Origin of the sequence: Cognatiluteimonas lumbrici (assembly GCF_006476065.1) — a bacterium.
Classification (GTDB): Bacteria; Pseudomonadota; Gammaproteobacteria; order Xanthomonadales; family Xanthomonadaceae; genus Cognatiluteimonas; species Cognatiluteimonas lumbrici.
Genome location: NZ_ML636798.1, coordinates 1,484,977 through 1,505,207 on the forward strand (window position 1 = coordinate 1,484,977; position 20,231 = coordinate 1,505,207).

The following is a 20,231-nucleotide window of genomic DNA, read 5'->3' on the forward strand; positions in this document are numbered from 1 at the left end:
CCATGCCTGCCGAAGCCCTCGATCCCGCCCTGCGCGGGCGCATCCAGTCCCTGCTCGACGCCAACCGGGTCGTGCTGTTCATGAAGGGCGAGCCGGCGGCGCCGCAGTGCGGCTTCTCCGCGCGCGCGGTGTCGGCGCTGTCGGGCATCGGCCTCGACGAGTACGCGCACGTCAACGTGCTCGCCGACGGCGAGATCCGCGAAGGCATCAAGGCCTACGGCGACTGGCCGACGATCCCGCAGCTCTACATCGACGGCGAGCTGGTCGGCGGAAGCGACATCATCGAGCAGATGGCCAACAGCGGCGAGCTGCAGACCGCGCTCGGGCTGCCACCGCCGGACCGCACCCCGCCGGAGATCACCATCTCCGAGGGCGCCGCCGCGATGCTGAAGCAGGCCCTGGCCGACGCCGGCGAGGGCTATGCGCTCAAGGTCAGCGTGGACCCGCGCTTCAACGCGCAGCTGCAGGCCGAGCCGCACGACCCGAGCGCCATCGCCAGCGAATCCGCCGGCATCCGCGTGCAGTTCGACCTCGCCTCGGCGCGCCGCGCCAGGGGCATGTCCATCGACTGGGTGGACGACGCGCGCGGCCGCGGCCTGGTGATCGACAACCCGAACGGTCCGCCGAAGGTGCGCCCGCTGGCGCCGGCCGACGCCGCCGCGAAGCGCGGGGTCGGCGAAGTCACCATCGTCGACGTGCGCCCGCCGGACGAGCGCGCGCAGGCCGCGATCCCGGGCGCGTTCGAAACCCTCGACAACGGTCCGGGCGCGCTCGAGGCGCTGCCCAAGGACACCCCGCTGGCGTTCCTGTGCCACCACGGCGGCCGCAGCGCCAGCGCCGCCGAGCACTTCCGCCAGCTCGGCTTCACCGAGGTCTACAACATCACCGGCGGCATCGACGCCTGGGCCGACACCGACCCGTCGGTCCCGAAGTACTGACTCACCAGCCCCCGCCGGCGTCGAGCCACGCCTGTTCCTCCGGCGTGGTCTCGCGGCCGAGCGCGGCGTTGCGGTGCGGGAAGCGGCCGAACCGCCGGATCGCGTCGCGGTGGTCGGTGGCGTAGCGCAGGTGCTCGTCCGAGCCCATCGCCTCGAACAGCGCGACCGAGCGGTCCTGCGCGGCCAGGTCCTCGGCATGCTCGAACGGCAGGTAGAAGAACGGGCGCAGCGACACGTGCGTTTCGCGGTCAAAGCCGGCGTCCACCGCGCGCGTGGCGAAATGCAGCGCCAGCGGATCGGTGGCGAAGGCGTGCGCGCTGCCGCGGAACACGTTGCGCGGGATCTGGTCGAGCAGCAGCAGGAGCGCGAGCGCGCCCTCGGCGTGGTCCATCCACGCGTCCAGCTCGCGCCGCGAGGCGGCCATGTGCGGGACCAGCAGGCGCTCGCGGCAGGCGGCGTCGAACCCGGCGCCGCCGCGGAACCATTTCGCGGGCCCGGCATCGCGCCAGAACCCGACGACTTCGCGTGCCTCGATCATCGTTTTCGAGGGTAGCATGGGCCATGCGCCTGAGCTCGCTGGACGCCGCCCTCCTCGACACCCGGCCGCTGCCATTCCTGGCGGCGCTACCGCGGCCCTTGCTGGACCTCGCGTACTTCACCGTGAAGGAAGCGCGTGCCTGCCTGTTCGCGGGCCTGTTCTTCGCCGCGATCTTCCTCGTGCCGCGCACCGGCGTGCTCGGGCTGCCGCGCTACGACGTGCTGCTCATCATCGCGATCGCGATCCAGGCGTGGATGGTGCTGGCGAAGCTGGAGACGCTCGACGAGCTCAAGGCGATCTGTCTGTTCCACGTGGTCGGCTTCGCGCTCGAAGTGTTCAAGACCTCGCCGGCGATCGGCTCGTGGTCGTACCCGGACTTCGCCTACACCAAGGTGCTTGGCGTGCCCTTGTTCTCGGGCTTCATGTACGCCGCGGTCGGCAGCTACATCATCCAGGCCTGGCGCCTGCTCGACGTGCGCATCCGCCACCACCCGCCGTACTGGCTGGCGACGCTGATCGCGCTCGCGATCTACGCCAACTTCTTCACCCACCATTTCATCGGCGACTACCGCTGGTACATCGCCGCCTGCGCGCTGGGCGTGTACGCGCGCACCACGGTGGTGTTCCGGCCGCTGGACCGCGACCGGCGGATGCCGATGCTGCTGGCCTTCGTACTGATCGGCTTCTTCATCTGGCTGGCGGAGAACTTCAGCACCTTCTTCGGCGTCTGGCAGTACCCGGACCAGCTCGGCGCCTGGTCCACCGTGCACGTGGGCAAGTGGAGCTCGTGGTCGCTGCTGGTGGTGATGACCTTCACCATCGTCGCCCACCTCAAGCACATCAAGGAACGGATCCACGTCCCGGACTGACGCGCGAGCGCCGGGCATGACCATCGTCAGGCTTGGCAGCGCCCGCGGCCCGGGCTAGCGTGCGGGGGTCCACGGGGAGACCGCCAATGCACAAGCCTCTCGTCGCCGCGATCGCGGCGCTGCTACTCGCCGGCTGCGCCAGCACCGCCGCGCGTGACACGGCGCCGGCCGACGCCACCGCGTCGTCGGCCCGGTTCACCACCGACGCCTATCCGAGCACCTACGTGCGCGCGCCATCGCCGCCGGTGCTGGTCACCAACGCCACCGTGCTCACCGGCGACGGCGCCCGCCTCGACGGCGCCGACGTGCTGATGGCCGACGGCCGCATCGTCGCGGTCGGCCACGGCCTCGAGGCGCCCGAGGGCGCCACCCGCGTGGACGGCACCGGCCAGTGGGTCACGCCCGGCATCATCGACGTGCACTCGCACCTCGGCGTCTACCCGAGCCCGGGCATGCGCGCGCACTCCGACGGCAACGAGGCCACCGCGCCGGTGACCGCCAACGTCTGGGCCGAGCATTCGGTGTGGCCGCAGGACCCCGGCTTCGACGCCGCGCGCGCCGGCGGCGTCACCTCGCTGCAGATCCTGCCCGGCTCGGCCAACCTGGTCGGCGGCCGCGGCGTCACCCTCAAGAACGTGCCCGCGACCACCTACCAGGGCATGAAGTTTCCCGGCGCGCCCTGGGGCATGAAGATGGCCTGCGGCGAGAACCCGAAGCGGGTCTACGGCGGCAAGGGCGGCCCCTCGACCCGCATGGGCAACGTCGCCGGCTACCGCGCCGCGTTCATCGACGCCGCCGAGTACCGCGACAAGCGCAACAAGGTCGACGGCGCCGATTCCGACAACGACAAGGGCGGCAAGCGCGACCTGAAGCTGGAGACGCTGGCGGCGGCGCTCGAGGGCGAGATCCTCGTGCATATCCACTGCTACCGCGCCGACGAGATGGCGACCATGCTCGACCTGGCCGAGGAGTTCGGCTTCCACGTCGCCGCCTTCCACCACGGCGTCGAGGCCTACAAGGTCGCCGACCGCCTGGCCGCGGCCGGCACCTGCGGCGCGCTGTGGGCCGACTGGTGGGGCTTCAAGATGGAGGCCTACGACGGCATCCAGGAGAACATCGCGATCGTCGATGCCGCACCCGGCGGCTGCGCGATCGTGCACTCGGATTCGGAGGAAGGCATCCAGCGCCTCAACCAGGAGGCGGCCAAGGTGATGGCGCACGCGCGCCAGGCCGGCATGGACATCGCGCCCGAGCACGCGATCCGGTGGATCACGCAGAACCCGGCGAAGTCCATGGGCATCCTCGACCAGACCGGCACCCTGGAGGCCGGCAAGATGGCCGACGTGGTGCTGTGGGACCGCAACCCGTTCAGCGTGTACGCGCAGGCGCAGAAGGTGTGGATCGACGGCGCGCTGCAGTACGACCGCAACGATCCGTCGCGACAGCACGAGTCCGACTTCATGCTTGGTCAAGGCGTGCTTGGCCACCGCAATGCCGGAGGTGCCCGATGAACCGCTTCGCTCCGCGCTTCGCTGCGACCCTCGCTGCCGGACTCCTCGCCGTCGCCGGCAGCGCCGCCGCCCAGGATCTCCTGGTCCGCAACGCCACCGTGCACACCGCCACCGCGCAGGGCACCCTCGCGGGCGCCGACGTGCTGGTGCGGGACGGCCGCATCGCCGCGGTCGGCAAGGGCCTGGCCGCGGGCAACGCCACCGTGGTCGAGGCCAACGGCCGCGCGCTGACGCCGGCGCTGTTCGGCGGCATCACCGGCATCGGCATCGAGGAAGTCTCGGGCGAAGGCAGCACCGTGGACGCCTCGCTGGCGCTGGCGGCGCCGCCGGCGATGTCGGTGCGCCCCGAGTTCGACGTCACCCTCGCCTACAACCCGGCCTCGTCGCTGGTGCCGGTGAACCGCGTCGAGGGCATCGGCTACACGCTGCTGCACGCCGGCGCCACCCGCGGCGGTTCGATCGTCGCCGGCCAGGGCGGCACCGTGCGCCTGGACGGCAGCCTCGACCCGGTCGGGCCGAAGGTGCTGTTCCTCGCCCTGGGCGCCGGCAACGCCGGCCTCACCGGCGACTCGCGCGCGGCGCAGTGGATGCTGCTCGACCAGCTCATCGACGAGGCCCGCGGTCGCATCGCCCCCGACTCGAACCACTCGCTGCTGACCCCCGCGGGACGCGCGACCCTGAAGCGCTTCCTCGACGGCGACGGCCTGTGGATGGTGGAAGTCCAGCGCGCCGCCGACATCGTGCAGTTGCTGCGCTGGAGCAAGCGCCACGGCCTGCGCGTAGCGATCTCGGGCGGCGCCGAGGCCTGGGCGGTGGCGCCGCAGCTCGCCGCGGCGAAGGTGCCGGTGTTCGTGGATCCGCTGGCCAACCTGCCGGGCAACTTCGACACCCTCGGCGCGACCATGGAGAACGCCGCGCGCCTGCACGCCGCCGGCGTGCGCGTGGGCTTCAGCCAGTCGGGCGACGCCTCGCACAACGCGCGCAAGGTGCGCCAGCTCGCCGGCAACGCGGTCGCCAACGGGCTGCCGTGGGAGGCGGGCCTGGCCGGGCTGACCACGGTGCCGGCGCAGGTGCTGGGCGTGGCCGGGCAGTTCGGCGGCATCGCCCCTGGCATGCGCGCCGACCTGGTGCTGTGGAACGGCGACCCGCTGGAGGTCAACGCCACCGCCGACCAGGTCTGGTTCGACGGTCGCGCAATCCCCATGCGCTCGCGCCAGACCGAACTCCGCGACCGCTACCTGGGGCGCTAGAACCTGAGGTGCTTGACGGACTTGCCGTTGCGGCGGATCAGCCGCAGCGCTTCGATCCCCACCTGGATGTGCGATTCCACGAACGAGGCGCTGACCTTGGCGTCGGACGCCTCGGTCTTCACCCCCTCCGGCACCATCGGCTGGTCGCTGACCAGCAGCAGCGCACCGCAGGGGATGCGGTTGGCGAAGCCGGCGGCGAAGATCGTCGCCGTCTCCATGTCCACCGCCATGCAGCGCATCACCCGCAGCCGCTCCTTGAACGCGTCGTCGTGTTCCCAGACGCGGCGGTTGGTGGTGTAGACGGTGCCGGTCCAGTAGTCGAGGCCGAGGTCGCGGACCATGGTCGAGACCGCGCGCTGCAGCGCGAACGCCGGTAGCGCCGGCACCTGCGGCGGCAGGTAGTCGTTGCTGGTGCCCTCGCCGCGGATCGCCGCGATCGGAAGGATCAGGTCGCCGAGCTGGTTCTTCTTCTTCAGCCCGCCGCACTTGCCCAGGAACAGCACCGCCTTCGGCTTGATGGCCGACAGCAGGTCCATCATGGTCGCGGCGTTGGGGCTGCCCATGCCGAAGTTGATCATGGTGATGCCGTCGGCGGTGGCGCTTGGCATCGGCCGGTCCTCGCCCGTGATCCGGGCCCCGGTCAGGCGCGCGAAGTGGCCGAGGTAGCCGCCGAAATTCGTCAGCAATATGTAGTCGCCGAAGCCGTCCAGGGGCACCCCGGTGTAGCGCGGGAGCCAGTTGTCGACGATCTGTTCCTTGTCCTTCATCGCGCCAGTTTCGGCCGGCGCCGGCCCGGCCGCAAGCCGGATGCAGCCTGGGCGGCTTTGGGGTAGCGTAGGACCCGCAAAACCAGGGGAAAAACATGCGTATCGGACTGGTGGTGGATTCGGCCTGCGACCTGCCGGCCGACTGGTTCCGCGAACACGATGTGACGCTGTTGCCCGTCACCGTCGAGATCGGCGGCGACACCATGACCGACCTGCGCGACGAGCAGGACACCTTGCGCTTCCTGCATTCGCACATCGCCGAGGGCGGCGCCGACGCCGAGACCGCGCCGTTCACCGTCGAGCAGATCCAGGAACTGTTCCTCGGACGGCTGGTCAAGGACTACGACCACGTCTTCTGCCTGACCACCGCCAGGACCCGCAGCGCGATCCACGAGAACGCGACCAAGGCGAGCTTCGCGATCCTCAACGAGTACCGCCCGATCCGCGCCCGCGCCGGCTTCGACACGCCGTTCGCGCTGCGCGTGGTGGACAGCCAGAACGTGTTCGCCGGCCAGGGCGTGACCGCGGTCGAGGCGGTGCGCCTGATCGAGGCCGGCGAAGGCGCGGCCAAGATCCGCGCGCGCCTCGAGCACCTGGCGCTGCACACCCACGCGTACCTGGTGGCGCCGGACCTGCACTACCTGCGCGCGCGCACCCGCAAGCGCGGCGACCGCAGCGTCAGCCTGATCAGCGCGACCCTGGGCAGTGCGCTGGACATCAAGCCGATCCTGCACTGCAACCGCGGCGAGACCGGGCCGGTGGCCAAGGTCAAGGGACTGGAGGCCGCGGCGCAGCGGCTGTTCGCATTCGCCGCCGAGCGCGTGCGCCAGGGGCTGATGACGCCGACGATGTGCCTGAGCTACGGCGGCGACCTGACCGAGATGCGGCTGCTGCCGGGCTACGAGGACTTGCGCGGCGCCTGCCGCGACAACAACATCGAGTTCCACGAGACGGTGATGGGCCTGACCGGCATGGTCAACGTCGGCAAGGGCGCGCTGTGCGTGGGCTTCGCGGCCGAAGCGCACGCATTCGCATGAACTTGGGGAAATGGCAATGGAACTGAACTGGTTGGCGGTGGTGGCGGCCGCGGTGTCGGCGTTCGTGCTCGGCGGCGTCTGGTACGGGCCGCTGTTCCTCAAGGCCTGGTCGCGCGAGACCGGGATCCCGGTGGACGCGAACAAGCGGCACCCGGCGCAGGTGTTCGGCACCGCCTTCGTCGCCGCGCTGGTTTCGGCCGCGGTGTTCGCCTGGTGGCTGGGGCCGGAGCCCGAACTGCAGGCGGCCGCGTGCAAGGGCCTGGCCGCGGGCCTCGGCATCGCCGCCATGAGCTTCGCGATCAACTACAGCTTCGCCGGCCGCAGCTTCAGGCTGTGGCTGATCGACGGCGGTTATCACACGCTGCAGTTCGTGCTCTACGGCATCATCCTGGGTCTCTGGCACTGATCGAAGGAGACCCATGGCGATCCGTTACCACATCGCGCTGCCCGACCCGGAGAAGGCCCGCGGCAGCGACCCTGCTTATGCCTTCCGCAGCCACGGGGCGCAGGGACTGGCACAGGAACTGCAGGACGCGCTGCGCGGCGACAGCCTGTTCGAGCGTTGGCGCGACGCGCAGGAGGATCCGGACGAGGTCGATCCGGCGCTCGGCGCCACCGACCCCGGCGCCACCGTGGAGGGCGCGCAGCACGACCTGCACATCGACCTCGTGGCGGTGACCTCGATCCCGGGCAGCGTGCTCCGCCACCGCCTGCGCCTGCTGGCCGGCAACGGCTGGGAACTGCGCGACGTTTCCAACGCCTGACCAACCCTGTAGGAGCGGCGCTGGCGCCGCGACCAGCCATGACCCCGATCCTCCTCTCCTGGAGCGGCGGCAAGGACGCCGCCTGGACCCTGCACGTGCTGCGCGAGCAGGGCGAGGTCGAGGTGGTCGGCCTGCTGACCACCATCACCGAGGGCCACGAACGCATCTCGATGCAGGGCATCGCCCTGGACGTGCTGGCGGCGCAGTCGCGCGCGACCGGGCTGCCGGTGATCGAGGCGCGCATGCCGCTGCGGGCCAGCGACACCGCCTACTCGAGCGCCTTCGCCGGCGCGCTGGCGCGGGCCCGGATGCGCTGGCCCGGGATCCGCCACATCGCTTTCGGCGACCTCGCGCTCGAGGACATCCGCCTGTGGCGCGCCGCGTTGTGCGCGCGCCTCGGCTGGACCCCGATGTTCCCGCTGTTCGGCAACGACACCGCGGCGGTGGCACGGGAAATGATCGCCGGGGGGCTGCGCGCCTCGTTGTGCTGCGTGGACACCACCCGGCTCGACGCCCGCTTCGCCGGGCGCGACTTCGACGAAGCGCTGCTGCGGGAGTTGCCCGCGGGCGTCGACCCCTGCGGCGAGAACGGCGAGTTCCACACCTGCGCCTGGGACGGCCCGATGTTCGCCGAACCACTCGCCCTGCGCCGCGGGGAGGACGTCCTCCGCGACGAGCGCTTCCTCTATACCGACTACTGCCTCCTGTAGGAGCGGCGCTGGCGCCGCGACAGTGGGAGCCGCCATGGCGGCGAGCCTCTACCCGGTCGCGGCGCGAGCGCCGCTCCTACAGGTGCTTCGCGTGCCAGGCGATGTGCTCGCCGATGAAGCTCGAGATGAAGTAGTAGCTGTGGTCGTAGCCGGGCTGCATGCGCAGGGTCAGCGGATGGCCGGCGGCTTCGCAGGCCTCGCGCAGCAGCTCGGGCCGCAGTTCGCGCTCGAGGAACTCGTCGTCCGCGCCTTGGTCCACCAGCAGCGGTAGGCGCTCTTGCGCGCCGGCGATGAGCTCGGTCGCGTCCCACTGCTTCCAGGCCTCGCGGTCCTCGCCCAGGTAGGCGCCGAAGGCCTTCTCGCCCCAGGGCACCCGGCTCGGCGCGACGATCGGCGAGAACGCCGACACGCTGCGGTAGCGGCCCGGGTTCCTGAGCGCGATGGTGAGCGCGCCGTGGCCGCCCATCGAGTGGCCGCTGATGGTGCGCACGTCGCTCGCCGCCGGGTCGGATTCGACCCAGGCCGGCAGCTCCTCGACGATGTAGTCATGCATCCGGTAGTGCCGGTTCCACGGCGCCTGCGTGGCGTTGACGTAGAAGCCCGCGCCCTTGCCGAGGTCGTAGCCGTCGGCGTCGGGGACGTCGTCGCCGCGCGGGCTGGTGTCGGGCGCCACCAGGATGATCCCGTGCTCGGCGGCATAGCGCTGCGCGCCGGCCTTGGTGATGAAGTTCTGCTCGGTGCAGGTCAGGCCGCTCAGCCAGTACAGCACCGGGCACTTGCCCTGTTCCGCCTGCGGCGGGAAGTACACGCCCACGGTCATGTCGCAGCCGAGGACCTCGGAGCGGTGGCGGTAGACGTCCTGCCAGCCGCCGAAGCAGGCGTGGCGTTCGATGCGCTCGGTCATGCCGGCCTCCTTCAGTAGTGGATCACGGTGCGGATGGACTTGCCCTCGTGCATGAGGTCGAAGGCCTCGTTGATGCGTTCCAGCGGCAGCGTGTGGGTCACGAACGGCGCCAGCTCGATGTCGCCGCGCATCGCGTCCTCGACCATGCCCGGGAGCTGCGAGCGGCCCTTCACGCCGCCGAACGCGGTGCCCATCCACTTGCGCCCGGTGACGAGCTGGAACGGCCGGGTGCTGATCTCCTGCCCGGCGCCGGCGACGCCGATGATCACGCTCTGGCCCCAGCCGCGGTGCGCGCATTCCAGCGCCGCGCGCATGACCTCGACGTTGCCGATGCACTCGAACGAATGGTCCACGCCCCAGCCGGTCATCTCCACGATCACCTGCTGGATCGGTTTGTCGTGGTCCTTCGGGTTGACGCACTCGGTCGCGCCCATCTGCTTCGCGAGTTCGAACTTGGACGGGTTGGTGTCGATCGCGATGATGCGGCCGGCCTTCGCCTGGCGCGCGCCCTGGATCACCGCCAGCCCGATCGCGCCCAGCCCGAACACCGCGACGCTGTCGCCCTCCTGCACCTTCGCGGTGTTGTGCACCGCGCCGATGCCGGTGGTGACGCCGCAGCCGAGCAGGCAGGCGTGCTCCGGGTTCGCCTCCGGGTTGACCTTGGCCAGCGAGACTTCGGCGACCACGGTGTACTCGCTGAAGGTCGAGCAGCCCATGTAGTGGTAGACGGGCTCGCCGTTGTAGCTGAAGCGGGTGGTGCCGTCGGGCATCACGCCCTTGCCCTGGGTGGCGCGCACCGCGACGCACAGGTTGGTCTTGCCCGACTTGCAGAACAGGCACTCGCCGCACTCGGCGGTGTACAGCGGGATCACGTGGTCGCCGGGCTTGACGCTGGTGACGCCCTCGCCGACCTCGACCACGACGCCGGCGCCCTCGTGCCCCAGCACGGCCGGGAACACGCCTTCCGGATCGTCGCCGGACAGCGTGAACGCATCGGTGTGGCACAGCGCGGTGTGGGTGATCCTGACCAGGACTTCGCCTGCCTTCGGCGGCGCGACATCGAGTTCGACGATCTCGAGCGGCTTTCCGGGGGCGAAGGCGACGGCGGCGCGGGACTTCATGGCATGGCTCCTGTGGGGGCGGAACGGGCTACTTGAGATAGGAACGGATCAGGGCGGTCATCTCGTCTACCCGTTCCTTGCGGTCGACGGGGTCGGCGGCGGGCTGGCCGAACTGCTCGCGCAGGTGCGACTCCAGCACCTCGCTCATCAGTCCGTTGACCGCGCCGCGGATGGCCGCGATCTGCTGCAGCACCGGGCCGCAGTCGGCGCCGGCCTCGAGTGCGCGGTCGAGCGCGTCGCACTGGCCGCGGATGCGGCGCACGCGGGCCAGGACCTTTTTCTTCTCTTCGGGCGAATGCGGCACACACCAATCCTCTGATAGTGGGGGGTAGTATACTGCACCCGGCAGGCGGAAGGCAGACGCTCTTGCATCCGGCAAATGGACGGAGTAGAAATAGGCAACTGGACGCTGGCGTAATAGGCAATTGGACGAAAACCTGACAGGTAAATGGCCGAAACCACGCCCGTAGATTCCCCCTTGTACCCGCGGCTCCTGGCCGGCGCGCTGCGCACCGCCCTGGGCGACACCCCCGTGGCCTGCCTGCTCGGCCCCCGACAGGTCGGCAAGACCACGTTGGCGCGGCAGCTCGAACCGGCCATGGGCTACGTCAGTCTCGATGATGCGGCCACGGCAGCCTTCGCCGCGGACGATCCGGCCGGCTTCGTCGCGGCCCTGCCCGACCCGGTGATCCTCGACGAGGTGCAGCGCGCGCCGGAGCTGTTGCGTGCAATCAAGCTATCCGTCGACAACGACCGTCGCCCCGGCCGATTCCTGCTGACCGGCTCGGCCAACCTGCTGCTGCTGCCGCGACTGGGCGACTCCTTGGCGGGCCGCATGGAGATCATCGACCTGCACCCGCTCACCGCCGCCGAGCAGGCCGGGCAGCCCGGTGCCTTCCTGGCCCGGTTGCTGGACGGCGGCCTCAAGCCGGCCGTGGTCAACACCGCCCCACCCAAAGCCGGCAGCGACACCCTGGTCCGACACGTGCTGGCAGGTGGCTTTCCGGAAGCGGTTGCCCGCACCCGGCCGCGGGCGCGCGCCTGGCACCGCAGCTACCTTCGGACCCTGATCGAACGCGACGTCCGCGACGTGGCCAACATCCGGGACCCGCAGGAGTTGATGCGCCTGCTGGAGTTGATGGCCCTGCGCACCGGCCAGTTGCTCAACGTGTCCAGCCTGGCGAACGAGTTGGGCGTACGCCGGGAGACGGTCGACCACTATCTCGCCGTATGCGAGCGCCTGTTCCTGCTGCGCCGGCTCCAGCCCTGGCACAGCAACCGCGCCAAGCGCCTGATCAAGACGCCCAAGGTCCACCTGGTCGACAGCGGCCTGTGCGCCACCCTTGCCGATCTGGAGGCCGCCGACGCCATCGGCCAACGCCAGCGTTTTGGCCACTTGCTGGAAACCTTCGTGGTCCAACAGCTGGCTGCCCAGGCCGGCTGGACCGCGCCGGAGCTGAAACTGTGGCATTACCGCGACAAGGACCAGGTGGAAGTGGACCTGGTCATTACTCGCGGCCGCGAGGTGTGGGGTGTGGAAGTCAAGGCGGCCGCCACCGTCACCTCGCGCGACGGCACCGGCCTGCGCCGGCTGGCCGACCAATGTGGTGCCGACTTCAAGGGAGGCGCGCTGCTGTACACCGGAAGCAGCACCCTGCCCCTGGAAACCGGGAATTGCATGGCCGTGCCGATGGCGCGGCTATGGGACATGTGACGTACACCGCGACAGTCCGGCTCAGCCAGTGTTCTGGATGCCGGCGGCGATGCCGTTGACGGTGGAGTAGAGGGCTTCGAGGAGGGCGTCGTCCTCGCGGCCGCCTTCGCGCCAGCGCCGCAGCAGGTCCACCTGCAGCAGGCTGATCGGGTCCACGTACGGGTTGCGCAGGCGGATCGAGAGGCGCAGGCGCGGGTCGCCGGCCAGCAGTTCGTCCTCGCCGCGCAGGGCCAGCACCAGCTCGCGGGTGCGTTCGAACTCGGCGGCGATGCCGGGATGGAGCGCGCCGTGCAGCTCGCCGGCGAGGCGCGAGTAGCACTCGAAGATGCCGGGGTCGGACTTGGCCAGCGTCATCTCGAGGTCGTCCAGCAGCGTGGCGAAGAATGGCCACTCGCGCGCCATCGCAGACATCGCCTCGAAGCCGTGCCTGTCCACGCCGGCCTGCAGCGCGCTGCCGACGCCGTACCACGCGGTCAGCCCGGACCGGTTCTGCGCCCACGAGAACACCCACGGGATCGCGCGCAGGCCGCGGATGCCGGCGTTGCGGCGGCGCGCCGGGCGCGAGCCGATGTGCAGGCGCTCGATCACGTCGATCGGGGTGGCGGCGCGGAAGTAGTCGTCGAAGCGCGGGTCGTCGTAGACCAGGGCGCGGTAGTGCGCGCGCCCGGCCTGCGCCAGGTCCGTGGCGATTTCGTGCCAGCGGCGTTCGTCCGCATGCGGCGGACGCGGGCGCAGCGTCGCCTGCAGCACCGCCGCAGTGGCCTGCTCGAGGTTGCGGATCGCCAGCGCGCGGATGCCGTACTTGCGGTGGATGACCTCGCCCTGCTCGGTCACGCGCAGGGTGCCGTCCACCGAGCCGGGCGGCGACGCGAGCACCGCGCGCCCGGTCTTGCCGCCGCCGCGGCTGACCGAGCCGCCGCGGCCATGGAAGAACACGATCCGCACGCCGGATTCGTGGGCCAGGGCGGTGAGCGCGATCTGGGTGCGCTGCAGCGCCCAGCGCGAGGCCAGCAGGCCGCCGTCCTTGGCGCTGTCGGAATAGCCGAGCATCACCACCTGGCGCTCGCCGCGCCGGGCCAGGTGGGCGCGGTAGGTCGCGTCCCCGAACAGCTCGCGCATCACCCGGGGCGCGGCCTCGAGGTCGTCCACGGTCTCGAACAGCGGCGCCACGTCCAGCGGCACGCTGCCGTCGTCCTCCACGCAGCCACCCTGGCGCGCGAGTTCGAGCACCGCGCGCGCGTCGGCTGCGCTGCGCGCCATGCTGATGATGTACAGGCCGATCGCGCCGGCGCCGTGGCTGCGGCGCAGCGCCTGGGCCTCGCGGAAGACCGCGAGCGTCGGCTCGCGCGCCTCGCCGCCGGCCAGCGCCTCCTCGTGCACCGCCGAATCCTGGCGCAGGTCGAGCGCCGCGAGGTGGAAGCCGAAGCTGCGCACGCGTCGCAACAGGCGCTGTACCGCGAAGCGGCCGGCATGCTCGCCGCGATGCGCGCGCAGGCTGGCGTCGATACATTCGAGGTCGGCGATGAAACCGGCGACGCCGTCGTAGCCGCGCGCGTCGTCGGCCGCGGTCGCGGCCAGGCGCGCCTCCACGAGCTCGAGCAGCAGGCGGTAGGGCATGTCGGCCCAGCGCGGGTTGAACGCGGCCACCACCTCCGGCCACTCGTGCGAGTAGGCGTCCACCCGCTCCAGCACCGCGCCGTCGATGCCTGCGCGGCCGAGGGTCTGGGTCAGCACCGCGCCGAGCGCGCGCACGTCGCGCCGGTACTGGGCCAGCGCCAGCGCGCGTTGGGCCTGCAGCGCCTCGCGCATGGTGTCGGCGCCGACGTTCGGGTTGCCGTCCATGTCGCCGCCGACCCAGGTGCCGAAGCGCAGGAGCTCCGGCACCTCGACGCGTTCGCCGTACACGGCTTCGATCGCGTCGGCGAAGCCTTCGAGGAACACCGGCAGCGCGCGGAACAGCACCTTGGACAGGTAGAAGCCGACGTGCTCGACCTCGTCGGCCACGGTCGGCTTGCGCGGCGGCGCGTCCGAGGTCTGCCAGGCCGAGGTCAGCGCCAGCCGCATGCGCGCCTCGTCGGCGCGGCGCTCGTCCGGGGTGCGCCCGCGATCGATGTCGGCGACCAGGCGCTCGACGATGGTGTGTTCCTTGTCGAGCAGCGCGCGGCGCACGACCTCGGTCGGGTGCGCGGTGAACACCGGCTCGATGCAGAGCCGCGGCAGCAGCGCGCGCAGCTCGTCGAGGCTGACGCCGGCCGCGCGCAGTTCGCCCAGCACCGCTTCCAGCCCGCCGGGCTGGGGTGTGTCGCCATTGCGCTGGTGGTCGCGCCGGCGGCGGATGCGGTGCACGCGCTCGGCCAGGTTGGTGGCGCCGAAATAGGCGGCGAAGGCACGCACCAGCGCGTCCACGTCGGCAGCCGGCACCTCCGCGAGGCGTTCGGCCAGCGCCGACACCGGCGCGCCCTCCTCGCGCCGGGCGATGGCGGCCTTGCGGACCGCTTCCACCAGCTCGAGGAATCCCGGCGACTGCTGCTCGGCGAGCATCCCGCCCACCATCGCGCCGAGGCGCCGCACGTCGTCGCGCAGCAACGCGTCGGTGGGGGCGAACTCGACCTCGCGCAACGCCATCAGTAGGCGAACTCCTGGAACACCGGGTCGATGTTGCCATTCCAGTCGCCATGGAACAGTGAGAGCTTGCGCTCGGCCGGCGTTTCGTTGGCGTCGGCGAATTCCATCAGCGGGGTGAGGAAGATGCGCTCGTCGGCGCCGTTGGCGTTGACGCGCGCGCGCCGCTGCAGGCCGGCGGCGGAGATCTCCAGCGCGCGCTGGGCCAGGTCGCGCACGGTGCCGCCGCGGAACGGCAGCTTGAGCGCGTGCCTGGGCACCCCGTCGCGCAGAGCATGGCGCTCCTCCATGCTGAAGTCCTTCACCAGGTCCCAGGCCGCGTCCAGCGACGCGTCGTCGTACAGCAGGCCGACCCAGAACGCCGGCAGCGCGCACAGCCGGTTCCACGGGCCGCCGTCGGCGCCGCGCATCTCCAGGAAGCGCTTCAGCCGCACCTCGGGGAAGGCGGTGGTCATGTGGTCGGTCCAGTCGCGCAGCGTCGGGCGCTCGCCCGGCAGCGCGTCGAGGCCGCGGTCCATGAAGCGCCGGAAGGACTGCCCGGACAGGTCCACGTAGTCGCCGTTGCGGTACGCGAAGTACATCGGCACGTCGAGGATGTAGTCCACGTAGCGCTCGTAGCCGAAGCCGTCCTCGAACACGAAGTCGAGCATCCCGGTGCGGTCGGGATCGGTGTCGGTCCAGATGTGCGAGCGGTAGCTGAGGAAGCCGTTGGGCTTGCCTTCGGTGAACGGCGAGTCGGCGAACAGCGCGGTCGCCACCGGCTGCAGCGCCAGCGACACGCGGAACTTGCGCACCATGTCCGCTTCGCTGCTGAAGTCGAGGTTGACCTGCACGGTGCAGGTGCGGGTCATCATGTCGAGTCCGAGCTTGCCGACCTTCGGCATGTAGGCGCGCATGATCCTGTAGCGGCCCTTGGGCATCCACGGCATGTCGGCGCGCGACCACTTGGGCTGGAAGCCCATGCCGAGGAAGCCCAGGCGCAGGTCGTCGGCGACGGTCTTGACCTCGAGCAGGTGGCTGCCGACCTCGCGGCAGGTCTCGTGGATGGAACGCAGCTGGGCGCCGGACAGTTCGAACTGGCCGGCGGGTTCGAGCGTGACCGAGGCACCGTCGCCGCGGGTCAGGGCGATCACGCGGCCGTTCTCCTCCACGGGGTCCCAGCCGAAGCGCACCAGGCCCTTGAGCAGGGCTTCGATGCCGCGCTCGCCGTCGAATTCGGGCGGGCGCAGGTCGTCGAAGCGGAAGCCGAACTTCTCGTGCTCGGTGCCGATGCGCCAGTCGTCGCGGGCGCGCTCGCCGGCGGCGATGTACTCGATCAGTTCCCGGCGATCGGCGATCGGGGATTCGGCAACGTTGCTGGGACTCGACATTCGGCGATTGTAGTGCCGCGCGCGCCGCCGGAGCCGGTCGCGGCGCCAGCGCCGCTCCTACAGGTCCAGCCAGCGGGAGACGACGGCGCGGGCTTCCTCGACGCCCTGCTTCGACTCGCCGGAGAAGGCCTGCACGCTGACGGTGTCGCCGTAGGCGGCGGCGAGTTCCTTGCGCACCGCCAGTACGGTGTTGCCGGCGGCGCCGCGGCCGAGCTTGTCGGCCTTGGTCAGCAATGCGTGCGCGGGCAGGCCGCGCCGGACGGCGTAGCCGATCATCTGGCGGTCGTAGTCCTTCAGCGGATGGCGGATGTCCATCACCACCACCAGCCCGCGCAGCGCCTGGCGGCTGCCGAACCAGCCGTCGAGGAACTGCTGCCAGTGGGCCTGCAGGTCCTGCGGCACCTTGGCGTAGCCGTAGCCGGGCAGGTCCACCAGGTAGCGGGCCGCCTCCGGCCGGGCCTCGCGGTCCGTGCCCGGCGGGGTCACGTCGAAATAGACCAGCTGCTGGGTGCGGCCCGGCGTCTTCGACACCCGCGCGAGCGCGTTGCGCTGGCACAGGGCGTTGAGGGCACTGGACTTGCCGGCGTTGGAACGGCCGGCGAAAGCGACCTCGAAACCGCCGTCCGGCGGCAACTGGCGATGGTTGTGCGCGGCCAGCAGGTAGTCGGCGCGGGCGAGGGGATTGGGGACGGCCATCCGGCTAGCATATAATTCTGCGTCTATGCGGTCGCGCCCGGCGCGCCGTCCCACGTGTTCCTGGAGCTTTGCATGCGCCACGCCCGCGCCTACGGAATCGCTGCCCTCGCCACCGTCGCGATGGCCGCCGTCGCCTACGCCCAGACCACCGAGACCACGGTGACGCCGCTGCCGGACAACGCGCCGGTGGAAGCCGCGCCGCTCGACGCGGCCCCGGCCGACCTGTCGGCGACCACCTGGGGCGACGCCAAGGCCGGCGCCACCAAGGCCGCGGCCTGCGCCGCCTGCCATGGCGTCGACGGCAACCCGAGCGACCCGCAGTACCCGCGCCTGGCCGGCATGCCCGAGCGCTACATCGCCGAGCAGCTGGCCCTGTTCAAGGCCAACCAGCGCACCAGCGGCATGGCCGCGGTGATGATCCCGTTCGCGACCATGCTGTCGCCGCAGGACATGCGCGACGTGGGCGCGTACTTCGCGCAGCAGAACCCGGGCGCCGGCATCGCCGACGACACCGTGATCGCCGGCGGCCCGTACGACGGCATGAAGTTCTACCAGGTGGGCGAGCAGCTCTACCGCGGCGGCGACTTCGAGCGCGGCATCCCCGCGTGCATGGCGTGCCACGGCCCGACCGGCGCCGGCAACCCGGGCCCGGCCTACCCGAACGTGGGCGGCCAGAACTCCGGCTACGCCGCGCGCCGGCTCGAGGAGTTCCGCTCCGGCACCGGTCCGCTCGCCGACAACCCGCAGTTCCAGATCATGGCGAAGGTCGCCGCCGAGCTGACCGACCAGGAGATCCAGTCCCTGGCCAGCTACCTGCAGGGCCTGCACGCGCGCACCGACGTGGTCGTGGCCAGCGCCGCGACCCCCGCCAGTGCGCCGGTCGCCCCGGCTGGCGACGAAGCCGTGACCACCGATACCGCCGAGGGCGAAGCCGCCGAAGGCGATGCCGCCGCCACGCCGGCGACGGACGCGCCCACCGAGGCCGGGCAGACCGACGCTGAACAGGCCGACGCCGAATCCGTCGAGCCGTGAGTCGCCGCGGGCGCGGCCCGCTACCATGGCGCGCTGGACCTGCCGGAATGGTGTCGATGGCCTGCGCGCGCATGAAGTTGCTGATCGCCCTGCTCTGCCTGGCGCTGCCGATGGCGGCCTGCGCCGCCGACGCGCCGTCGGCCCTGGTCGAGGGCCGTGACTACGTCCTCGTCGAGGGCGGCCAGCCCTACCGGCCGCTCGAGGGCAAGGTCGAGGTGGTCGAGGTCTTCGCCTACACCTGCCCGCACTGCGCCGACTTCCAGCCGGCCTTCGGTGCCTGGGCGGCGCGCCAGCCCGACGACGTCCGCGTGACCTACGTGCCGGCCCCCTTCGGGCCCGGCGAGACCTGGGCGCGGGCGTTCTTCGTGGCCGAGGAGGAAGGCGCGCTGGGCCGCACCCACGACGCGCTGTTCCGCGCCGTGCACGACGAGCGCCTGCTCGCGCACAACGCCAGCGCCGCCGAGCTGGCCTGGTTCTACGGCCAGCACGGCATGGACGCGACCCGGATGAAGGTGCGCATGCTGTCGCCCGAGGTCGAAGCGAAGGTGCGCCACGCGCGCGAGTTCGCGCTCGGCATCCGCCTGCCTGGCACCCCGACCCTGGTGGTCAACGGCCGTTACGTGATCACCCCGTCCAGCCACGCCGACGCCCTGCGCATCGCCGACGCGCTGGTCGCGAAGCTGCGCGCCGGGCGCCATTGACGAACGCCATTGAGAAGCCCGGTCCCCAACCCCATTTCCAGTTCCGCGGAGCCAAGCCCATGAAGCGATCCCTCCTCCTGCTGCCGCTGCTGCTGCTCGTCGCCTGCAGCCAGAACGCCCCCGCCGACGCCGAGGGCGCGGACGCCGCTGGCCCGGGCGCCGCCACTGCCGACGCCGGCCCCAGCGAAGCCGCGCAGGCCGCCGCCGCCTCCGCTGCCGCCGCCGAAGGCGCGCAGCTGCCCGCCGGCGAAACGGCCGGCACCGACGCCGCTCCGGCCGCGACCCCGGCCGAGACGCCGACGAACGACGCACCGGTCGCGGCCGACGGCCTGGTCGAAGGCGTGGACTACGAGGTGATCCCCGGCGGCCAGCCGTACGAGCCGCTCAACGGCAAGGTCGAAGTCGTCGAGGTGTTCAGCTACATCTGCCCGGCCTGCGCGCGCTTCGAGCCGGTGTTCAGCACCTGGGCGGCCAGCGCCGCCGACGACGTGCGCGTGACCTACGTGCCGGCCTCGTTCAACGCGCAGTGGGAGCCGTACGCGCGCGCCTTCATCGTCGCCGACGCCATGGGCATCGCCGACGACAGCCACACCGACCTGTTCCATGCCATCCACGTCGCGCGCAGCCTGCCCGGCGAGGGCCAGAAACCGGACGCGCGCAAGGTCGCCGAGTTCTACGCCAAGTACGGCGCCGATCCGGACCGTTTCCTGGCCGACATGAACAGCTTCGCCACCGACGCCAAGCTCAAGCGCGCCACCCAGTACCTGATCCGCGAGCGGGTCGGCGGCACGCCGACGATCCTGGTCAACGGCAAGTACATGGTGACCACGCGCAAGAGCTACCAGGACATCGCCCGCGTCACCGATGCGCTGGTCGCGCGCGAGCGCGCGGCGCGGTAATGCCATGGGCGACACCCGCCGGCTGAAGCTGCTCAGCGCGAACATCCAGGCCGGCTCCAGCACGCGCGGTTACGGCGACTACGTCGCACGCAGCTGGTCGCACGTGCTGCCGGCGGGCAACAAGCGGGTCGCGCTGGACCAGATCGCCCGGCTCGCCGGCGCGCACGACATCGTCGGCCTGCAGGAGGCCGACCCCGGCAGCCTGCGCTCGGGCTTTACCAACCAGACCCACTACCTCGCCCAGCGCGGCGGCTTCGACTACTGGAGCCACCAGCCCAACCGCAGCGTCGGCGGCCTCGCCTCCAGCGCCAACGGCCTGCTCAGCAAGCTGGAGCCGGTGGAAGTGGTGGACCATCCGCTGCCCGGGCGCATCGCCGGCCGCGGCGTGCTGATGGCGCGCTTCGGCGATGGCGAGGCCGGGCTGACCGTGGCCATCGCGCACCTGTCGCTGGGCTCGACCTCGCGCCGGGCGCAGCTGGCCTTCATCGGCGAGCTGCTCAGCGACCATCCCAACGCGGTGCTGATGGGCGACTTCAACTGCGTGCCGGACCGGCCGGAGATGGAGCTGCTGTACAAGCGCACCCGGCTGCAGCCGCCGTCGGTGTGCGTGCCGACCTTCCCGAGCTGGCGACCGAACCGCGCCATCGACCACATCCTGGTCAGCAGCGGATTGCAACTGGACCGCATGCAGGCCATGCCGGCGGCCGCATCCGACCACCTGGCGCTGTCCATCGAGCTCGACGTGCCGCGGGAAGCGTTGCGCGCGGCCTGAGCGGCCCCGGCGCGCA

The 20,231-nt window shown here is 71.3% G+C and carries 20 protein-coding genes and 1 pseudogene; 13 read left to right on the forward strand and 8 right to left on the reverse strand.

Going from position 1 to position 20,231, the window contains the following annotated elements; genetic code table 11:
- Positions 1 to 2: 2 nt before the first annotated feature.
- On the forward strand, positions 3 to 938 hold the full coding sequence (gene grxD / locus E4F25_RS07200) for a Grx4 family monothiol glutaredoxin (protein WP_140909490.1): 936 nt from the start codon (positions 3 to 5) through the stop codon (positions 936 to 938).
- Between the two features lies 1 nt (position 939).
- Here grxD and E4F25_RS07205 read toward each other — a convergent pair whose 3' ends face one another.
- Positions 940 to 1,476 (reverse strand): DUF924 family protein, encoded by a 537-nt coding sequence (locus E4F25_RS07205; RefSeq protein ID WP_181168235.1) that lies wholly within the window; start codon positions 1,474 to 1,476, stop codon positions 940 to 942.
- Between the two features lie 23 nt (positions 1,477 to 1,499).
- Here E4F25_RS07205 and E4F25_RS07210 point away from each other — a divergent pair, with 23 nt between their 5' ends.
- The 3 genes from E4F25_RS07210 (at position 1,500) to E4F25_RS07220 (ending at position 5,106) form a co-directional block, all read left to right on the forward strand.
- Positions 1,500 to 2,345 (forward strand): DUF817 domain-containing protein, encoded by an 846-nt coding sequence (locus E4F25_RS07210; protein ID WP_140909491.1) that lies wholly within the window; start codon positions 1,500 to 1,502, stop codon positions 2,343 to 2,345.
- Positions 2,346 to 2,431: 86 nt separating this feature from the next.
- Positions 2,432 to 3,856, forward strand: coding sequence for an amidohydrolase (locus E4F25_RS07215; RefSeq protein ID WP_140909492.1), 1,425 nt, complete (start codon positions 2,432 to 2,434; stop codon positions 3,854 to 3,856).
- A complete protein-coding gene (locus E4F25_RS07220) occupies positions 3,853 to 5,106 on the forward strand; it encodes an amidohydrolase family protein (protein ID WP_140909493.1) in 1,254 nt (417 codons plus the stop codon). The genes E4F25_RS07215 and E4F25_RS07220 overlap by 4 nt, the downstream gene beginning before the upstream one ends.
- On the opposite strand, the gene E4F25_RS07225 is transcribed toward E4F25_RS07220, so the two are convergent.
- Positions 5,103 to 5,873 carry an AMP nucleosidase gene (locus tag E4F25_RS07225; protein ID WP_140909494.1) on the reverse strand — a complete coding sequence of 257 codons (771 nt, stop codon included), beginning with the start codon at positions 5,871 to 5,873 and terminating at the stop codon, positions 5,103 to 5,105. The genes E4F25_RS07220 and E4F25_RS07225 overlap by 4 nt on opposite strands.
- 95 nt (positions 5,874 to 5,968) lie before the next feature.
- Here E4F25_RS07225 and E4F25_RS07230 point away from each other — a divergent pair, with 95 nt between their 5' ends.
- Genes E4F25_RS07230 through E4F25_RS07245 form a run of 4 tightly spaced genes read left to right on the forward strand, consistent with a single transcriptional unit; the run spans position 5,969 to position 8,384 of the window.
- Positions 5,969 to 6,910: a DegV family protein gene (locus E4F25_RS07230; protein WP_140909495.1), complete on the forward strand. Its 942-nt coding sequence runs from the start codon at positions 5,969 to 5,971 to the stop codon at positions 6,908 to 6,910.
- Between the two features lie 16 nt (positions 6,911 to 6,926).
- A complete protein-coding gene (locus E4F25_RS07235) occupies positions 6,927 to 7,316 on the forward strand; it encodes a DUF1761 domain-containing protein (protein WP_220433195.1) in 390 nt (129 codons plus the stop codon).
- Between the two features lie 13 nt (positions 7,317 to 7,329).
- On the forward strand, positions 7,330 to 7,674 hold the full coding sequence (locus E4F25_RS07240; RefSeq protein WP_140909497.1) for a hypothetical protein: 345 nt from the start codon (positions 7,330 to 7,332) through the stop codon (positions 7,672 to 7,674).
- A 38-nt stretch (positions 7,675 to 7,712) separates the two neighbouring features.
- Positions 7,713 to 8,384, forward strand: coding sequence for an adenine nucleotide alpha hydrolase (locus E4F25_RS07245; protein WP_140909498.1), 672 nt, complete (start codon positions 7,713 to 7,715; stop codon positions 8,382 to 8,384).
- A gap of 76 nt (positions 8,385 to 8,460) precedes the next feature.
- Here E4F25_RS07245 and fghA read toward each other — a convergent pair whose 3' ends face one another.
- Genes fghA through frmR form a run of 3 tightly spaced genes read right to left on the reverse strand, consistent with a single transcriptional unit; the run spans position 8,461 to position 10,713 of the window.
- Entirely contained in the window at positions 8,461 to 9,288 is an 828-nt protein-coding gene (gene fghA, locus E4F25_RS07250) for an S-formylglutathione hydrolase (RefSeq protein WP_140909499.1), read from the reverse strand.
- Positions 9,289 to 9,299: 11 nt separating this feature from the next.
- Positions 9,300 to 10,409, reverse strand: a complete 1,110-nt coding sequence (locus E4F25_RS07255; protein WP_140909500.1) for an S-(hydroxymethyl)glutathione dehydrogenase/class III alcohol dehydrogenase — start codon at positions 10,407 to 10,409, stop codon at positions 9,300 to 9,302.
- Positions 10,410 to 10,437: 28 nt separating this feature from the next.
- Complete coding sequence (frmR, locus tag E4F25_RS07260; RefSeq protein ID WP_140909501.1) at positions 10,438 to 10,713, reverse strand: formaldehyde-responsive transcriptional repressor FrmR; 276 nt, start codon at positions 10,711 to 10,713, stop codon at positions 10,438 to 10,440.
- Positions 10,714 to 10,857: 144 nt separating this feature from the next.
- On the opposite strand from frmR, the gene E4F25_RS07265 reads away from it, so the two are divergent.
- Positions 10,858 to 12,123, forward strand: coding sequence for an ATP-binding protein (locus E4F25_RS07265; protein ID WP_140909502.1), 1,266 nt, complete (start codon positions 10,858 to 10,860; stop codon positions 12,121 to 12,123).
- Positions 12,124 to 12,144: 21 nt separating this feature from the next.
- Here E4F25_RS07265 and E4F25_RS07270 read toward each other — a convergent pair whose 3' ends face one another.
- From E4F25_RS07270 to yihA, 3 genes are read right to left on the reverse strand one after another with little or no spacing between them, the layout of a single operon-like run.
- A complete protein-coding gene (locus tag E4F25_RS07270; protein ID WP_140909503.1) occupies positions 12,145 to 14,748 on the reverse strand; it encodes a phosphoenolpyruvate carboxylase in 2,604 nt (867 codons plus the stop codon).
- The gene (locus E4F25_RS07275) at positions 14,748 to 16,115 is read right to left on the reverse strand and encodes a glutamate--cysteine ligase (protein ID WP_140909504.1); all 1,368 of its coding nucleotides are present in this window, start codon (positions 16,113 to 16,115) and stop codon (positions 14,748 to 14,750) included. The genes E4F25_RS07270 and E4F25_RS07275 overlap by 1 nt, the downstream gene beginning before the upstream one ends.
- A 57-nt stretch (positions 16,116 to 16,172) precedes the next feature.
- On the reverse strand, positions 16,173 to 16,811 hold the full coding sequence (gene yihA, locus E4F25_RS07280) for a ribosome biogenesis GTP-binding protein YihA/YsxC (protein ID WP_140909505.1): 639 nt from the start codon (positions 16,809 to 16,811) through the stop codon (positions 16,173 to 16,175).
- 72 nt (positions 16,812 to 16,883) lie between these two features.
- On the opposite strand from yihA, the pseudogene E4F25_RS07285 reads away from it, so the two are divergent.
- The 4 genes and pseudogenes from E4F25_RS07285 to E4F25_RS07300 all read left to right on the forward strand — a co-directional run.
- Positions 16,884 to 17,690 (forward strand): annotated as a pseudogene (locus tag E4F25_RS07285) (c-type cytochrome); the annotation flags it as partial.
- Positions 17,691 to 17,914: 224 nt separating this feature from the next.
- On the forward strand, positions 17,915 to 18,544 hold the full coding sequence (locus tag E4F25_RS07290) for a thiol:disulfide interchange protein DsbA/DsbL (protein WP_140909507.1): 630 nt from the start codon (positions 17,915 to 17,917) through the stop codon (positions 18,542 to 18,544).
- Positions 18,545 to 18,603: 59 nt separating this feature from the next.
- The gene (locus E4F25_RS07295) at positions 18,604 to 19,443 is read left to right on the forward strand and encodes a thiol:disulfide interchange protein DsbA/DsbL (RefSeq protein WP_140909508.1); all 840 of its coding nucleotides are present in this window, start codon (positions 18,604 to 18,606) and stop codon (positions 19,441 to 19,443) included.
- 4 nt (positions 19,444 to 19,447) lie between these two features.
- Entirely contained in the window at positions 19,448 to 20,215 is a 768-nt protein-coding gene (locus E4F25_RS07300; RefSeq protein ID WP_140909509.1) for an endonuclease/exonuclease/phosphatase family protein, read from the forward strand.
- Positions 20,216 to 20,231 lie beyond the last annotated feature (16 nt).

Bases quoted from the DNA above. Each gene is read 5' to 3' on its own strand.
- E4F25_RS07230 (WP_140909495.1), top strand. From the start codon at position 5,969: ATGCGTATCGGACTGGTGGTGGATTCGGCCTGCGACCTGCCGGCCGAC.
- E4F25_RS07255 (WP_140909500.1), bottom strand. From the start codon at position 10,409: ATGAAGTCCCGCGCCGCCGTCGCCTTCGCCCCCGGAAAGCCGCTCGAG.
- E4F25_RS07225 (WP_140909494.1), bottom strand. From the start codon at position 5,873: ATGAAGGACAAGGAACAGATCGTCGACAACTGGCTCCCGCGCTACACC.
- grxD (WP_140909490.1), top strand. From the start codon at position 3: ATGCCTGCCGAAGCCCTCGATCCCGCCCTGCGCGGGCGCATCCAGTCC.
- yihA (WP_140909505.1), bottom strand. From the start codon at position 16,811: ATGGCCGTCCCCAATCCCCTCGCCCGCGCCGACTACCTGCTGGCCGCG.
- E4F25_RS07235 (WP_220433195.1), top strand. From the start codon at position 6,927: ATGGAACTGAACTGGTTGGCGGTGGTGGCGGCCGCGGTGTCGGCGTTC.
- E4F25_RS07265 (WP_140909502.1), top strand. From the start codon at position 10,858: ATGGCCGAAACCACGCCCGTAGATTCCCCCTTGTACCCGCGGCTCCTG.
- E4F25_RS07270 (WP_140909503.1), bottom strand. From the start codon at position 14,748: ATGGCGTTGCGCGAGGTCGAGTTCGCCCCCACCGACGCGTTGCTGCGC.
- E4F25_RS07205 (WP_181168235.1), bottom strand. From the start codon at position 1,476: ATGATCGAGGCACGCGAAGTCGTCGGGTTCTGGCGCGATGCCGGGCCC.
- E4F25_RS07240 (WP_140909497.1), top strand. From the start codon at position 7,330: ATGGCGATCCGTTACCACATCGCGCTGCCCGACCCGGAGAAGGCCCGC.
- E4F25_RS07245 (WP_140909498.1), top strand. From the start codon at position 7,713: ATGACCCCGATCCTCCTCTCCTGGAGCGGCGGCAAGGACGCCGCCTGG.
- E4F25_RS07215 (WP_140909492.1), top strand. From the start codon at position 2,432: ATGCACAAGCCTCTCGTCGCCGCGATCGCGGCGCTGCTACTCGCCGGC.
- E4F25_RS07220 (WP_140909493.1), top strand. From the start codon at position 3,853: ATGAACCGCTTCGCTCCGCGCTTCGCTGCGACCCTCGCTGCCGGACTC.
- E4F25_RS07210 (WP_140909491.1), top strand. From the start codon at position 1,500: ATGCGCCTGAGCTCGCTGGACGCCGCCCTCCTCGACACCCGGCCGCTG.
- E4F25_RS07275 (WP_140909504.1), bottom strand. From the start codon at position 16,115: ATGTCGAGTCCCAGCAACGTTGCCGAATCCCCGATCGCCGATCGCCGG.
- E4F25_RS07300 (WP_140909509.1), top strand. From the start codon at position 19,448: ATGGGCGACACCCGCCGGCTGAAGCTGCTCAGCGCGAACATCCAGGCC.
- E4F25_RS07295 (WP_140909508.1), top strand. From the start codon at position 18,604: ATGAAGCGATCCCTCCTCCTGCTGCCGCTGCTGCTGCTCGTCGCCTGC.
- fghA (WP_140909499.1), bottom strand. From the start codon at position 9,288: ATGACCGAGCGCATCGAACGCCACGCCTGCTTCGGCGGCTGGCAGGAC.
- E4F25_RS07290 (WP_140909507.1), top strand. From the start codon at position 17,915: ATGAAGTTGCTGATCGCCCTGCTCTGCCTGGCGCTGCCGATGGCGGCC.